General features: G+C 67.5%; 19 protein-coding genes. 8 read left to right on the top strand and 11 right to left on the bottom strand.

What is annotated here, in order from left to right; genetic code table 11:
* Window positions 1-27: 27 nt before the first annotated feature.
* A complete protein-coding gene (locus AC6I6X_RS11800) occupies window positions 28-897 on the bottom strand; it encodes a DMT family transporter (RefSeq protein WP_497930712.1) in 870 nt (289 codons plus the stop codon).
* 97 nt (window positions 898-994) lie between these two features.
* On the opposite strand from AC6I6X_RS11800, the gene AC6I6X_RS11795 reads away from it, so the two are divergent.
* The gene (locus AC6I6X_RS11795) at window positions 995-1,915 is read left to right on the top strand and encodes a DMT family transporter (RefSeq protein ID WP_497930710.1); all 921 of its coding nucleotides are present in this window, start codon (window positions 995-997) and stop codon (window positions 1,913-1,915) included.
* 60 nt (window positions 1,916-1,975) lie between these two features.
* Here the strand turns inward: AC6I6X_RS11795 and AC6I6X_RS11790 are convergent, their stop codons facing one another.
* The 7 genes from AC6I6X_RS11790 to AC6I6X_RS11760 form a co-directional block, all read right to left on the bottom strand.
* The gene (locus AC6I6X_RS11790) at window positions 1,976-2,749 is read right to left on the bottom strand and encodes a methyltransferase domain-containing protein (protein ID WP_497930709.1); all 774 of its coding nucleotides are present in this window, start codon (window positions 2,747-2,749) and stop codon (window positions 1,976-1,978) included.
* A gap of 13 nt (window positions 2,750-2,762) precedes the next feature.
* Window positions 2,763-3,368, bottom strand: coding sequence for an OsmC family protein (locus tag AC6I6X_RS11785; protein WP_497930708.1), 606 nt, complete (start codon window positions 3,366-3,368; stop codon window positions 2,763-2,765).
* Between the two features lie 245 nt (window positions 3,369-3,613).
* Window positions 3,614-4,438, bottom strand: a complete 825-nt coding sequence (locus AC6I6X_RS11780) for a helix-turn-helix transcriptional regulator (protein ID WP_497930707.1) — start codon at window positions 4,436-4,438, stop codon at window positions 3,614-3,616.
* A 240-nt stretch (window positions 4,439-4,678) separates the two neighbouring features.
* The gene (gene queC, locus AC6I6X_RS11775; RefSeq protein ID WP_497930706.1) at window positions 4,679-5,410 is read right to left on the bottom strand and encodes a 7-cyano-7-deazaguanine synthase QueC; all 732 of its coding nucleotides are present in this window, start codon (window positions 5,408-5,410) and stop codon (window positions 4,679-4,681) included.
* Window positions 5,411-5,498: 88 nt separating this feature from the next.
* Window positions 5,499-6,299 (bottom strand): 7-carboxy-7-deazaguanine synthase QueE, encoded by an 801-nt coding sequence (locus AC6I6X_RS11770; RefSeq protein WP_497930705.1) that lies wholly within the window; start codon window positions 6,297-6,299, stop codon window positions 5,499-5,501.
* A gap of 1 nt (window position 6,300) precedes the next feature.
* Window positions 6,301-6,780 carry a 6-pyruvoyl trahydropterin synthase family protein gene (locus AC6I6X_RS11765; protein WP_497930704.1) on the bottom strand — a complete coding sequence of 160 codons (480 nt, stop codon included), beginning with the start codon at window positions 6,778-6,780 and terminating at the stop codon, window positions 6,301-6,303.
* Between the two features lie 177 nt (window positions 6,781-6,957).
* Complete coding sequence (locus tag AC6I6X_RS11760) at window positions 6,958-7,314, bottom strand: helix-turn-helix domain-containing protein (RefSeq protein ID WP_497930703.1); 357 nt, start codon at window positions 7,312-7,314, stop codon at window positions 6,958-6,960.
* Between the two features lie 146 nt (window positions 7,315-7,460).
* On the opposite strand from AC6I6X_RS11760, the gene AC6I6X_RS11755 reads away from it, so the two are divergent.
* Window positions 7,461-8,144 carry a competence/damage-inducible protein A gene (locus AC6I6X_RS11755; RefSeq protein WP_497930702.1) on the top strand — a complete coding sequence of 228 codons (684 nt, stop codon included), beginning with the start codon at window positions 7,461-7,463 and terminating at the stop codon, window positions 8,142-8,144.
* A 46-nt stretch (window positions 8,145-8,190) separates the two neighbouring features.
* On the opposite strand, the gene AC6I6X_RS11750 is transcribed toward AC6I6X_RS11755, so the two are convergent.
* The gene (locus tag AC6I6X_RS11750) at window positions 8,191-8,313 is read right to left on the bottom strand and encodes a hypothetical protein (RefSeq protein WP_265339236.1); all 123 of its coding nucleotides are present in this window, start codon (window positions 8,311-8,313) and stop codon (window positions 8,191-8,193) included.
* Window positions 8,314-8,439: 126 nt separating this feature from the next.
* Here AC6I6X_RS11750 and AC6I6X_RS11745 point away from each other — a divergent pair, with 126 nt between their 5' ends.
* The 6 genes from AC6I6X_RS11745 (at window position 8,440) to AC6I6X_RS11720 (ending at window position 12,881) form a co-directional block, all read left to right on the top strand.
* Window positions 8,440-9,576 (top strand): ATP-NAD kinase family protein, encoded by a 1,137-nt coding sequence (locus tag AC6I6X_RS11745; RefSeq protein WP_497930701.1) that lies wholly within the window; start codon window positions 8,440-8,442, stop codon window positions 9,574-9,576.
* 138 nt (window positions 9,577-9,714) lie between these two features.
* The gene (locus tag AC6I6X_RS11740) at window positions 9,715-10,746 is read left to right on the top strand and encodes a PhoU domain-containing protein (RefSeq protein ID WP_497930700.1); all 1,032 of its coding nucleotides are present in this window, start codon (window positions 9,715-9,717) and stop codon (window positions 10,744-10,746) included.
* Window positions 10,747-10,884: 138 nt separating this feature from the next.
* A complete protein-coding gene (locus AC6I6X_RS11735) occupies window positions 10,885-11,073 on the top strand; it encodes a DUF7525 family protein (protein ID WP_497930699.1) in 189 nt (62 codons plus the stop codon).
* Window positions 11,074-11,237: 164 nt separating this feature from the next.
* Window positions 11,238-11,462, top strand: a complete 225-nt coding sequence (locus tag AC6I6X_RS11730; RefSeq protein WP_497930698.1) for a DUF7123 family protein — start codon at window positions 11,238-11,240, stop codon at window positions 11,460-11,462.
* Window positions 11,463-11,607: 145 nt separating this feature from the next.
* Window positions 11,608-12,042, top strand: a complete 435-nt coding sequence (locus tag AC6I6X_RS11725) for an SRPBCC family protein (RefSeq protein WP_497930697.1) — start codon at window positions 11,608-11,610, stop codon at window positions 12,040-12,042.
* Complete coding sequence (locus tag AC6I6X_RS11720; RefSeq protein WP_497930696.1) at window positions 12,039-12,881, top strand: carbon-nitrogen family hydrolase; 843 nt, start codon at window positions 12,039-12,041, stop codon at window positions 12,879-12,881. Before AC6I6X_RS11725 ends, AC6I6X_RS11720 begins: the two co-directional genes overlap by 4 nt.
* Window positions 12,882-13,184: 303 nt before the next feature.
* Here AC6I6X_RS11720 and AC6I6X_RS11715 read toward each other — a convergent pair whose 3' ends face one another.
* Window positions 13,185-13,697, bottom strand: a complete 513-nt coding sequence (locus AC6I6X_RS11715) for a metal-dependent hydrolase (protein WP_497930695.1) — start codon at window positions 13,695-13,697, stop codon at window positions 13,185-13,187.
* Window positions 13,690-14,250: an OB-like fold-containing membrane protein gene (locus AC6I6X_RS11710; RefSeq protein ID WP_497930694.1), complete on the bottom strand. Its 561-nt coding sequence runs from the start codon at window positions 14,248-14,250 to the stop codon at window positions 13,690-13,692. The genes AC6I6X_RS11715 and AC6I6X_RS11710 overlap by 8 nt, the downstream gene beginning before the upstream one ends.
* Window positions 14,251-14,334 lie beyond the last annotated feature (84 nt).

Raw genomic sequence — 14,334 nt, 5'->3', positions numbered from 1 at the left:
GGAATTCGTCGCGGCGGACCGATGCCGTCAACCACGGCGATGGATCCAGATCACGCCGGTCAGGACGAGCGCACCGCCGACGACGGTGCTGGCCGTGATCGGCTCGGCCAGCACGACAGCACCGAGGACGACGGCGACGGCGGGTTCGGCGGTACTGACGATGCTCGCCCGGCTCGAACCGATCCGTCGCAGGCCGGCGTACAGCGCGAGGATCGGACCGGCGGTCCCGACCACGCCGAGTCCGAGCAGGGCGCTCCACGCGGTCGTCGCCGTCGGTTCCGGGATCGTCGCCGCTCCGGTCGCGATCCCGTAGAGGACGAAGCCGATGCCCGACGCGGGGAGCACGTACGCCGTGAGCACCTCCGGGTCGGTCGACTCGAGGACCCGTTCGCTCCCCATCACGTAGCCGGCGAATGCGAGCGCCGCGCCGAGCATGATGAGGACGCCCCGGGGATCGGCACCGGCGGGATCCGCCCCGACGATCAGGACGACGCCCCCGAGCGCGAGCGCGAGCGCCACCACCAGCGATCGGCTGATCCGGCCGGGGTTCGTGACCAGCGTCGCACCGACGACGAACGCGGGGAACGTGTAGAGGACGATCGCGACCAGGCCGGCGGTCATGTACTCGAGCGCCCAGAAGTAGAAGCCGCTCATCGCGCCGTACCCGCAGACGCCGAGGAGGACGGCCCGGCCGAGCGTCCGGCCCCGGAGCAGGCTGGCCCGACCGCGCAGTGCCAGCAGGGCCCAGAGGACGAGCGTCGCGGTCGCGAACCGGAACCCGAGCACCGTCGGGATCGACAGGCCGACATCGCTCGCGATCGTCCCGAAGATACCCACGGTCCCGAAGCCCGTCGCGGCGACGAGCGCGTACGCGATTCCCGTGGTTTCCTCGTCCATACGAACTGGCAGCCGTTCCGTGCCAAAGTCCCGACGGTTCCCGGTCGCCGGGTCGCGTTTCGCAACGCGTTTGAGGTATCGGATATTCGAGGCGGACGTGAACCGATCGGATCTCGAGGTGACGCCGGTCGCCGCGCTGGCGTTCGCGGTGTTCGCCGCCAGCACCAGCGCGATCCTCGTCCGGTGGAGTACGGCCCCGAGTTCGATCGCGGCGTTCTACCGGGTGCTGTTCACGACGGCGCTGGTCGCGCCGATCGCGCTCCTGTCCTCTCGCGAGGAGTTCGGGCGACTCTCGTGGACCGATCTCGGCTTCGCGATCGTCGCCGGCGTCGCGCTCGCGGTCCACTTCGCGGCCTGGTTCGAGAGCCTGAACCACACGAGCGTCGCCGCCAGCGTGACGCTCGTCCAGACCCAGCCGATCTTCGTCGCGGTCGGGGCGACCCTGGTGCTCGGCGAGCGCGTCAGCCGCGAGACGGTCGTCGGCATCGCGATCGCGATCGTCGGTGCGGCGGCGATGTCGTTCGGCGACGCCGGCGAGGCCCCGATCTCGGACGCGACGCTGTACGGCAACGCGCTCGCCCTGCTGGGCGCGATCACCGTCGCGGGCTACGTGCTCGCCGGTCGATCGATCCGCCAGCGCGTCTCGTTGTTTCCCTACGTGACGGTCGTCTACACCGCCTGTGCGGTGACTCTCGGGCTCCTGGTGGGCGCACAGGGCCACGCGTACCTCGCCTATCCGCCCCGCGAGTGGCTCCTCTTTCTCGGGATGGCGATCGGCCCGGGACTCCTCGGCCACACGATCGTCAACTGGGTCCTGAAACACCTCGAGTCGGTCGTGGTGAGCGTCGGCTGGCTCGGCGAACCCGTCGGCGCGACGCTGCTCGCGCTCGTCCTGCTCGCCGAGGTGCCCGACGCGATCACGATCGCGGGCGGCGCGATCGTCCTCGCGGGAATCTACGTGACGACGATAGAGCGAGAGCGACGGCGGGACCCGGAACGCCGGCCCGCGGGCGAGTAGCGACGGGTGCGCGGTGGTGTTCTCGCGGGGCACCGGCTCCCGTACTCCATCGGTGTCCGCTCAGACGGATTTCCGGGCGCTCAGCGAGAGGCTCTTGACGCCGTACCGCTGGCAGGCGTTGGCCGCTCGATCGGAACTGAACTCGTAGTCGACGTTTGCGTCGACCGCGTCCACGTCGAAGCCCGCCGCCTCGATCAGGTCGGTGTAGCTGTCCACTTGCTCGGCACCCCCGATGCAGGCCGCCCACAGGTCCGCATCGCTCTTGATGCTCTCCGGCAACTGGTCGTCGCTGACGATATCCGAGAGGGCGAGCCGCCCCCCTGGCCGAAGCACCCGGGCGGCCTCCTCGAAGACCCGCTCTTTCTCTGCGGACAGGTTGATGACGCCGTTCGAGATCACCGCGTCGAACGACCCGTCCTCGAACGGGAGGTCCTCGATGTATCCCTGGCGGAACGCGACGTTGTGGAAGCCGTTCGCCGCCGCGAGGTCGCGGGCCTTCTCGACCTGTTCCGAGGTCATGTCCACCCCGGTGACCGTTCCGGTCTCGGTCACGTGGAGGCCCGCGACGAACGCGTCCATCCCCGACCCGCTCCCGAGGTCGAGTACCGCTTCGCCCGGTTTGAGCGCTGCCATCCCGAAATGGTAGCCGACGCCCGCGAACGAGTCGATCGCCGCGTCCGGAACGGCGTCCAGATCGTCGGGGTCGTAGCCGAGACGCTCGGCGAGTTCCCGGCCGGTCTCGAAGTGGAACTCGGCGTCGGCGGATGCCGCGACGTCGCGGTACATCGACTTGACTTCGCGTTCGAGTTTGTCCGTGTCGAGTGATTCACTCATCGATACTCACCGGTCAGTCGTCGCCCGCTACCTGGGCGGGGGTGTTGACGGTCATCTCGACGTCTTGTGCGAGCGAGACGAGCGTGTACACCGGCGCTCGCCGCGCCCACTCGTCGATCTGTTCCTCGTCGATGTCCGCCCCCTCGATCTCGATCTCCGCGGTCAGGTTCTCGTAGACCGACTCGGCCTCGTTGAGTTCCGCGAGGCTGAAGAGGACCGCGGGATCGAAGTCGGTTCTAACGTACGTCCGGAGCGTGTCGAAGTCGACGCCGTTTGCGGCGGCGTTGATGGAAATTCCGACGTTGATGCAGGCGGCCAGCGCCGACAGCGCGGCCTCGATCGGCTCTATCCGATCGGTCGCGCCGACCCACCCGCCCGCGTCCATCACCTCCTTCCAGGCGCCGTACGGAATGGTGTACTCACGCGTCTCGCGGGCGATCGTGTCGCCGCCGAGGAGGTAGCTGTCGATCTTCGCCAGGCTGTGCGCGGCCGTCCCCTCGTAGGTCGCGGACGCCCCGAGACCGAGCTGGACCGCGTCGGGGTCGTCGGCCGCGTGTTCGGCGAACCCCTCGAGCGTTTCGAGGTCGACGCCGTGAACGATTTGCTGTTCGTTGGTCATTGGGTATCTCTCCGCAGACCGAACCTACGAAACCGGAGGTATTCTAGCTATTTTGTGACGTTTCGGCAGCCCCTGCCGGTCCTGCACTCGCTGGGAACGGCGCACCGACTGCGCTGGCGGTACTCGCTGGAGAGACACCCCGACCAAAACGGCCCTCGTGCGACACGACGCCCCGTTCGACACGACGTCTCGAGCGCACACGAGAGACGACGGGAACACCCGGCCGAACGTGTCACCGGTGATCGTCACTCGACGAGTTGTGGCGGTTCGAACGGTCGCGAATCGGCCGCGTAGCTGTCGTAGATCGATTGCGCCCACTCGCGAACCACCGGTTCGTCGGTATCGAGCACCGCCTGAACGGTTCCGCTGTCCTGCTCGAAACAGGTGATGACGACCCGCTCGTCGAGCACCCCGGTTCCGAACGGCGGCAGGTCGTCGTGCTCCAGAACGGTGAAATTGTTCCGTTGGAGCATCTCTGTTCCTTGCTCCGGGTACGTCGAGAGAAAGTACGTGTGGCAGTTCGGGCGATCGATCACCGTGACCTCGACGCCGTCACCGAGCAGTTGCTGCAACACGTCCAGACAGGGCTCCATCAGCGCGACCTCGGGTCGGAGACATCGCACCGTGGTCGTCTCCCGGAGCAGCGACTCGAATCGGTTCACCGGCCGGTAGGGAAAGTCGGGTTCGGCGACGGTGACGGTGAGATTTGCCCACACCTCGATCGGGAACTCGGTTACCTCGTCGGGGAGCCAGTGCCAGACGTCGCGTAACGTTCGCTCGGTCTCGACCCGATCGAGCAGGTCTTCCATCCCGGACGCGATCGCCTCTCCCAGCCGGGTCGCCACGTACTTGTAACCGTCTTTGCGGACCCAGATCCGATCCTCGAATTCGTCCAGCGTCCGCCGGATCGTGGACGAGGACACGCCGGTCAACTCGCAGAGTTCGGAGCGACTCCGGGGACGCTCCGTCAGCGCGACCAGCGCCGGGACGCGGTGTTCCGACCGCGCGAGATACGCGACGTCACCGATCGGCGAGTCGGTGACTCTGTGGGTCGTGTTATCTAATTCCATACTTTACGTACGGAGAGCACCATAAAAGCTATTTGGTTATCATCCGAGACGTTCGGCGAAATCCCGGGTAAACGCCCCGTGACCCGCCAGATTATAGTAGCAACTGAAACGATTTACACACTGATCGCACAGCCGTCCTGCGATCGGGAGTGCATTGACTTTCAGTTGCTACTACAGCCATCTGGCGGAACACAACGCGGTGGCCGTCCGAGATGAGGGCGTCGCGTCGGCGGTCGATCGCTACGCGTCGTCGACGTAGGACGGGCGGTCGGCGTACGCGATCGGATCCCGAACGCCGACGTTCTGGAACGCCTGGAGGCGGAACGCGCAGGCGTCGCAGGTGCCACACGCCGGTTCGTTCTCGCGGTAGCAACTCCACGTGTGTTCGTACGGGACCCCGAGGTCTACGCCGTGACGGGCGATATCCGTTTTCGACCAGTCGACGAACGGGGCCTCGATCGCGATCTCGGTCTCGGGTTTCGTCCCGACGTCGACTACCCGCTCGAAGGCGTCGAAGAATTCGGGGCGGCAGTCCGGATACCCCGAGAAGTCCTCGCTGTGGGCGCCGATGAAGACGGCCCCGCAGTCGTTCGCCTCGGCGTAGGAGACCGCCATCGCGAGCAGGTTCGCGTTCCGGAACGGGACGTAGGAGGTGGGGATCTCGTCGCTCTCCATGTCGGCGTCCGCGACTGCCATCTCGTCGTCGGTGAGGCTCGAGGCACCGATCGCCGAGAGGTGGCCGGTCTCGATCCGCAGGAAGTCCGCGGCGTCTACGTCGTCCGCGAGGCGGCGAGCGCACTCGAGTTCGCGGTCCTCGGTGCGCTGGCCGTAGGAGGTGTGCAGGGCGTAGATCTCGTACCCCCGATCGCGGGCCTCGTAGGCGGCGGTGGCGCTGTCCATGCCGCCCGAGAGGAGGACGACGGCGTGGTCGGCGGACGATTCGTCGGTCGTGGCGTCGGTGTCTGCGGTCATCGTGAGGTCGTGGGGTCGGTCGTCAGTACGATCGTCGGCGGGCGGTTACGTCTCGGGGGCGTCGTTCCAGAGGTCGGTCGGCGGGCGGTTACGTCTCGGGGGCGTCGTTCCAGAGGTCGACGTGGAGCCGCGGGGTGTACCGGAACCCGTGTTCCATCGCGAGGTCGGCGACGCGGGCGCGCGTCTCCGCGAGTCGCTCCCGGGTCACGCCCTCGGGCATCAGGAGCACGTCGTCGTCGCGAATCGGGACGTCCGCGGCGTCGCGAAGGTCGGCGAGCAATTCGCGGATCTCGGGCATGTCGTCCGCGTCGGTCACGACGAACTTCAACTGGAAGTCGTACGCCTCGACGAGTCCGGCCAGCGCGTCGAGATCGATTCGATTGCGCTCGTGGCGCTCCGCCCAGGGTCCCGCGTCGGCGTCGTCCGGCGCGCGATCGGGCGTCGGGGTACTGCTCGCGAGTTTCGGACTGATGGAGGCGAGGTCGATCGGCGCGTCCCGTACGATCGTCCCGTTCGTCTCGACGGTGGTGTGATAGCCCCGGTCGTCGAGCGCCTCGAGCAGCGCCACGCTCGCGTCGTGGAGCATCGGCTCCCCACCCGTGAGGACGACGTGATCGGCCGCCTCGTGCGATTCGACCTCGGCGACGATTTCGTCGACGTCGAGCCAGGCGTGGGTCGGTTCCCAGGAGGTGTGATAGGAGTCGCAGAACCAGCACCGGAGGTTACAGCCGCTCGTGCGGACGAACACCGAGGGGACGCCGGCGAGCGTCCCCTCTCCCTGCAGCGAATAGAACAGTTCGTTGATCGGGAGGGCGTCGGTCGCGTCGTCCGGCCCGTCGCCGGGAGCGGTACTCGCGTCGCCCAGGTCGGCCGCGTCGGAGACGGGCATCTCAGAACCGCCCTCCGCCGCAGAGTTCGCTGGTCTCGTTGACCTGGACGGCGACGTCGGTGACGGTTTCGGGAAGTGCAGCCGCCAGTTTCTCCTCGAGGAGGACGCTCATCACCTCCGCCGTCGGCGGATGGTCGAGGACGACGACGGCGTCGCCATCGCCGGCCGCCTCGAACGCCTCGACGAGGGGGTCCCCCGCCTCGAGGAGAAACCTGTGATCCCACTCTTCGATTACCTCGGTAATATCGCCCTTGTCGGCGACCCATCCCTCCGCCGTGAGGTCGCCGGCCAGGGTGACGCTCACCTCGTAGTTGTGACCGTGCGGGCGCGAGCACTTGCCGTCGTGGTGCAGGATCCGATGCCCGGTGCTGATCCTGATCGGCCGATCGCGGCCCACGTGGAGCACTCGTCGGGTGCCCTGCACGACGCCGTCAGCGGCTGCGTCGTCGATCGTATCGTCCGCGTCGACGCCATCAATCATACTCCAGTATTCTCGAGAGAGTACTTAACTCTGGCCGAACGCCGGTCGACGAGTCGCGCGACGGGAGCGCTTCCGACACTGACCGGTGAGCGGACGACTACTATCGGAGCGGGGACCGAACGGCTCGTACTGCCCCGGGTCCACGTCACGGGCGACCGCCGCGGACGCTCGGCCGGTTCAATCCTCGAGTTGATCCTGGAGCCTGTTTTTGGCCTCCGTGCGGCGCTTGCGCGAGAACTCGGGCTGGTCGTCCGAGAAGTCGATCTCGATCTCGTCGACCGTTCGCCGGTAGATGTTCGTCCGCCGTCCCTCCTCGGAGAGCTGTCGCCCTTCGCAGGTCAACAGCCCCGCGTCGACGAGTTCCTCGATCCGCCGATAGCAGGTCGCGATCGGAATCTCGATGTCGTCGCTCAGTGCCTGTGCTGACTTCGGGGTCCCGGCTGCACAGAGGATCTCCGCGCTGTACTTGCTTCCCAGTGCCGAGAGGATCGCCCCCGATTTCGGCTCGTCTCCTTTCGTCCCGCCACGTGACATCGATTCACAGTTCCCAATTATCAAAATTGAATCTTGTGGTTATCCTGAGTGTCAGTTTATGTGGTGTATCTGGGGTGGGTTGACGAAGCCGGTGATCGGACCGGCGGGACGAGAACCATTTGACGTGGCAGTTCGAAGGGATCGGTATGAACGTCGCGGTCGTCACGGTCGGAGACGAACTGCTCGCGGGACGAACGGCGGACACGAACTCGACGTGGCTCTGTGAACGGTTCGCCGAACGGGGCGTCGGGGTCGAGCGCGTCACGACGGTCCCGGATCGGGTCGCGGACATCGCCCAGGTCGTCAACGAGTACCGCGCGGCGTACGACGCGGTCGTCGTAACCGGTGGACTCGGCCCGACGCACGACGACCTGACCATGGAGGGGGTCGCCGCGGCCCTCGGCCGCGACCTCGAGGAACACGAGGCGGCCCTCGCGTGGCTCGAAGAAGACGGCTACTCGCGGGCCGACCTGACCGAGGGAACGACGGCGTTGCCGGCGGGAGCGCGGGCGCTCCACAACGAGGCGGGCGTCGCGCCCGGCGCCGTCCTCGAGGGGGTCTACGTCCTTCCCGGCGTCCCCGAGGAGATGAAAACGATGTTCGAGACGATCGCGCCGGAGTTTACAGGCGACCCGACCTACCGGGAGGTGGTCGTCGCGGCCGAACCCGAGAGCGCGCTCCTCGATCGGATCGCGCTGTTACGCCAGGAGTTCGACGTCTCCGTCGGGAGTTATCCCGGCGAATCCGTCCGGATCTCGATCGAGAGCACGGACGAGGCGACCGTCGCGGCGGCTGCGGCGTGGCTTCGCGAGCGGGTCGAGTCCCCGTGAGGGGGACGGCGAGCGCGGCCCGGCGATCGTCGTACGGCAGACCGTATCAGCGGTAGAGGTAGATCAGCCAGACGACGGTGACCAGGAGCCCGAGGAGTAACACTCCCCAGCCGACGATACCGATCGGTAGCGGCGACTCCGATGCGAGCGGCAAGACCAGTTCGTTCATACCCGCCGGTCGGTCCCGTGCCCTCTTAATATTTCAGATCCCGGACGGACGGCTGCGAGCGTCGGTCGGGAACTGCCGTCCGGCCAGACCGCACGCCTCTTTGCGCCGGCCCACCATAGCCCGCGCATGGAGTCTCTCGGCGTCGTCGTCAACCCGATCGCGGGGATGGGTGGCCGGGTCGGGCTGAAGGGAACCGACGGGAACGTCGCGGAGGCGCGCCGCCGGGGTGCCGAACCACGTGCGCCCGATCGGGCGCGGACCGCACTGGCGGCGCTCCATCGCCGCCGGCCGGACTGCACCGTCTACACGGCCGCGGGCGTGATGGGCGAGTATGCGGTTCGCGAGGCGGGCTACGAACCCGAAGTGGTGTACGATCCGCGGGAGGCGCGCGGTGAGGACCAACCGGCGGCCGGGACGGACGGCGAACCCGACGCGGTCGATCCCGCCGATCCCGGAACGACGGCCGCGGACACCCGCGCGGCGGTGCGGGCGTTTCTCGATCGCGACGTCGACCTGGTCCTGTTCGTCGGGGGCGACGGGACGGCGGTCGACGTGGCCGAAGTGCTGGAGACCGAGGGGGCCGAGACCCCGATGCTCGGGGTGCCCGCGGGCGTCAAAATCTACTCGTCGGTGTTCGGCGTCACCCCGGCGGACGCGGGGCGGATCGCCGCCGAGTTCGACCGGGTCGCCGATCGAGAAGTCAACGACATCGACGAGGACGCCTACCGGGAGGGCGAGGTCCGGTCGGAACTGAAAGCGATCGTCCCGGTCCCCGTCGCGCCCGACGTCCAGTCCGGCAAACAGATCGCGAGCGGGAGCGTCGACTCGCTGGCGGCCGGGTTCGCCCGCGAGGTCGAGTCCGATCGGACCTACGTCTTCGGCCCCGGAAGCACCGTCGGGGCGATCGAGTCCGAACTGGGGATCGACCCCTCCCCGCTCGGCGTCGACGTCTGGCGCGACGGCGACGTGCTCGCACGCGACGCGTCGGAGTCCGAGATTCTCGACGTCCTCGAGAACCCGGCGACGATCGTCGTCTCCCCGATCGGCGGCCAGGGCTTCATCTTCGGCCGCGGGAACCACCAGATCTCCCCGGCCGTCATCGACCGGGCCGACGAGATCGAGGTCGTCGCGTCCGGGGCAAAACTCGACGGGATCGGCGCGCTCAGGGTCGACACCGACGACGAGGACGTCGCCGAGGACCTGCGGGGCTGGCAGCAGGTCCGGACGGGCCGGTTCACGACCCGACTGGTGAAGGTCGTCTGACGACGATCGACGGGGATCGATCCGGGTCCGTATAAGGTGTACTCGAATACTGGTTCTGGAACGAACCATATAACTACGCGACGACGATATAATGACCATATAGTCAGGATTAAGGTCGGGTCGAACCTAGCCAGCGGTATGGAAACGCGGAAAGTGCAACGGCTGGGTCCGTCGACGCTGGCGATGACCCTCCCTGCCGAGTGGGCCTCCGAACACGACGTCCAGAAAGGCGACGAGGTGTCGCTCCGAACCAGCGGCAAGGGTACGCTGACGGTGATGCCCGAGTCCGCGAGTTCGGAAGAGACGGAGGCGGTTATCCATTCGGACGACCTCGACGCCACCGCCGTCGAGCGCGCGATCGTCGCCCAGTACGTGCTCGGTCGCCGGGTCATCCGCATCGAGTGTGAAGACGGGGCGCTCGAGTCGGAGACGATCAACGCGGTGTACCAGGCCGAGACCCAGTTGATGGGACTGGGCGTCATCGAGGAGACCCCCGAGAGCATCTCGATCCGGTGTTCGGTCGATCCGGAGGACTTCACGCTCGACAACCTGCTCGAGCGACTCGAACGAACCGGGCAGACGATGCGCAGCGAGGCGATCAAGGCCCTGGCACACGGCAATCCCGATCTCGCACAGCGCGCGTTGAACCGCGAACGACAGGCCAACAAGATCTTCGTGCTCCTCCTGCGACTGATCTTCACCGCCTACCAGAACCCGAACCTCGCCCGTGCGGTCGGCCTGAACAGCGGCTTCCCGCTCATCGGCTATCGATCGATCGCGAAGAACCTGGAACTCACCGCCGACAACGCCGAGGACATCGCGGACATCGTGATCGAGACCCCGGGTCACAGCCTCAACATCGACAGTTCGGTGATGCGCGAGATCCGGGAACTCAACGACCTGGTCGACGAGATCACCTCGCGAGCGGTCGAGGCGGCCGTCGAACGCGATTACGACAAGTCCAACGAGGTCCGGGAACTGTTCCACGAGATCTCGGACCGGGAACAGGAGATCCTCTCGGAACTGCCGGAGATGTCCAACGAGGACCTGTTACGCGTCCGCGAAGTGCTCGTCAGCCTCCAGCAGACCGCACAGTACGCGATGCGAAACGCGGAAATCTCGGCGAACCTCGCGCTGAACGAGGAGTCCGAGTACACGACGATCAACTGACCGATCGGGCGCTGTCGCGGCGTCGACCGGCCGACCGGCGCGCCGCCGACGATTCCGGACCGTCGGGTTCGACCCGGGCGGTCCGACGCGGGCCGGGAAATGGATGCAATTAAGAAACCCTGTCAGAAACTCCCGATCATGGCTACGCAATCGGAGACGACGACGGACAAGGGTGTCGGGCTGACGCTTGCGCTCAGTGTGCTTGCGGTCATCGGGGCAGTGCTGATGATCGTCGGCGCGCCCGACATCACGGCAGCCTGGGGATTTGCCGCAGCCGTGCTCTTCAGTTCGCTTGCGGTCGTCGCGATTCACCTGTACTGGAACTAGATGCTTCCCGGTCCGCCGAACGCGGGTCCGCGCCGGAGGCCGACGTCGATCGGCAGGCGATTCCCACGCCTCGCGATTCGCCGTCGGGGACCCCGATCCGAATTTCGCGGCGTGGGGACGGCCGTCAAAAGTTAAGGCTGGCGACGACCTAGTACCCGGTGACGATGACCGACTACTCCGACGAAGAGCAGCGGATTCTCTCGTATCTCCGCGAGAGCGCCGCCCGTGGAGAGCAGTACTTCCGGGCGAAGAACATCGCGGAAGCGATCGGACTCTCGTCGAAGCAGGTAGGGGCGCGGCTGCCACACCTCGCGGAGAAATCGGACGAGGTCGACATCGAGAAGTGGGGCCGGGCCCGCTCGACGACCTGGCGCGTCACCCTCAGCTGACCCGGCCGCCGGAGGGTCGGTTCGCGATCGGCCGCCCATCCCCCGTCGGTGTCCGCGCGATCGACGCCGGGCTGTCGGCCCGTCCGGTCGGGCCACCGGCAATCAGGCCACGGACTTTTTATCGGTCACACTCCCAGGTAGTAGCATGACTGTACGGGTCGATCGCTCGTTCGAGGTGTCGGCGTCGCCCGAGCGGGTCTGGGAGTTCATTTCGGATCCGGAAAACCGCGCCCGGGCGATCAGCGTCGTCACCGATTACAGCGTCAGGGACGAGCAGGGCCACGAAGCGACGTGGCACGTCGAGTTACCGATCCCGCTCGTCCGGCGGACGGTCGCCGTGGACACGGAGGACGTCGTCCGACGACCGCCGGAGTACGTCGAGTTCGTCGGTCGATCGAAGGTGATGACCGTGACGGGCGAACACGAAATCGTCGAAACCGACAACGGCACCCGTCTCGACAACCGGTTCGTCGTCGACGGCAAACTCCCCGGCGTCGAGAAGTTCTTCAAGCGGAACCTGGACGGCGAACTGGACAACCTGCGTCGGGCGCTCGAGCGCGACCTGGAGACCCACCGATGACCGCCGATCCCACACCGTCGTCCGACGGCACGACCACGACGCTCGCGCTCGCACAGCTCGATATCGAACCCGGACGGGTGGACGCCAACGTCGATCGCGCCCTCGACGCCGTCTCGCGTGCCGCCGCCCGCGGCGCGGACCTCGTCGCCCTGCCGGAACTGTTCAACGTCGGCTACTTCGCGTTCGATCGGTACGAACGGCTGTCGGAGCCGTTCGAGGGGGAAACGTTCACCCGCCTCCGCGAGGCGGCCGCCGACCACGGGATCGCGGTCCTCGCGGGCTCGATCGTTGAGGATCTCGCGGCTACCGAGGCCGTCGAGACGCCGGCCGACGCGGGGCTGGCGAACACCGCCGCGCTGTTCGACGCGACCGGCGACCGCCAACTCGTCTACCGGAAACACCACCTGTTCGGCTACGACTCCGCCGAGTCGGACCTGCTCGTCCCCGGCCAACGGATCGAGACCGCGTCGGTCGGGCCGTTCACCGTCGGCGTGACGACCTGTTACGACCTGCGGTTCCCGGAACTCTACCGGCGGCTGGTCGACGCAGGGGCCGACCTGGTGCTCGTCCCCAGCGCGTGGCCGTACCCGCGGATCGAGCACTGGCAGACCCTCTCCCGGGCCCGGGCGATCGAGAACCAGTGTTTCCTCGCGACGATCAACGGGAGCGGCGCGTTCGAGGACGCGACGCTCCTCGGCCGATCGACCGTCTACGACCCCTGGGGCGTCCCGCTCGCCTCGAGCGGCGACGACCCGGCGCTCGTGTTTGCCGACGTCGATCCCGGCGCGGTCGCGTCGGTTCGCGAGGAGTTCCCGGCGCTTCGCGATCGGCGACTCTGAAGGGACCCCCGGCGCGTCGCGATCGGTTCCGTCGCTTTACGTCGAGAAACCGGCTGGTTTGCACTCGATCGCTGACTTTTTACGCGTCCCGTACTTCGGTTACGGTGCCGGCATAGACGCTTTTCACGTCTCACCGGCACTGCGTCGCTCCGGCCCGTCGCACCGCTCGTTCCCGGGAACGAGCACGCCCGTCTCCTCGTCCACTCCTTTCGCCACCCTCGTTTCCCGTTTCCGCTCCCGTGCCGTTCTCGTCGCCGCTTCTCGCCGCCGAGAGCCGTCGCCGCGCGCCGATCGCCACCCTCGTCAGCGAGCAGCCGATTCCGTGGCGGGATCGGTGCGACGCCGATCGATCACCCACACGAGCACGGCACAGCAACCGGCCACGAGGGCCGGCCAGCGGTCGCTACTCAGGTAGAGTCCGCCGGCCGGCGGCCGGTAGTCGGTGACCGGCCAGAAGACCCCGTAGGCGACGCCGGTGGGCGTCAGGAGGAGGACGTCGAGGAGGTGATGGGAGCAGGCACCGATCGCGAACAGCGCGATCGCCTGCTTGCGGTAGGCGGAGGCCACGAGGAGCGAGCCGAGTCCGGCGACGAGCACGGAGCCAGCCAGGGTGTGAAGCGGCGACCAGGAAAACGGCACGCCGAGCACCCACGCGACCAGTCCGTCCGGGAGGAGCAGCTGGATCTTCACGAAGTCCGGCGACAGCGCCCCAACCGTGACCAGCGTGACGTGGGCCGGCCCCAGCGACTCGTACCGGAACGACAGCAGCGTGCCGACGACGTAGCCGATCAGGACGTGGGTGAGCAGGTCAGGCACGGCGTTCACCCCCGGCGCCGCGAGCGGACTCTCGCGAAGCTTGCGGCGCGGTCGACTCGTCTCGCGGCACGAACGCGAGCGACGCCCGATCGAAGCGCCAGTCCCGCAGACAGCGGCCGGCCACCCACAGGCCGCCCACGAGCGAGACGGCGAGCATGTAGCGCGTCTCGGACGACGCCCGGGTCGTCGTGCGCTCGACGACGAGCGTCGAGTCGTCCTCGAGCGTGCCGAAGGCGGTCACCCGATCGCCCTCCGCGAGCGGGCCGTCGGCGTTCTGGAGCCGATCGTTCGCCCCGACCAGAGTGAAGCGGCCGTAGCCGCTGGCCCGCGTCGCGATCACGACGGGATCGGTGTCGACGACGAAACCGCCGAGGACGACCTGCTCCCCGACGTACGCCTCGGGCGTCGGCGTGACCTCGACTTCGTCCGGGTACTCGCTCGTCATCGGATCGCCGGGGGCCGCGCCCGCCCAGAGCAGACAGCCGATCAGAAGCGAGCCGAGGACCACGGCGGCGAGGACGCGCCCGCGGTGGCCAGTCAGGCGAGGTTGCATGCGGCTGCCGAAGAGATGGAGCGACGCGAAATGTCTTCCGTTCTGCCCGTCGAGGCAGCAGTCACCCCGCGGCGGCCGTGACTC

This window comes from Halosolutus sp. YCN4, assembly GCF_059736495.1.
The sequence above is the reverse complement of the archived record's forward strand: the minus strand, read 5'-3'. Positions and strand labels throughout refer to the sequence as shown.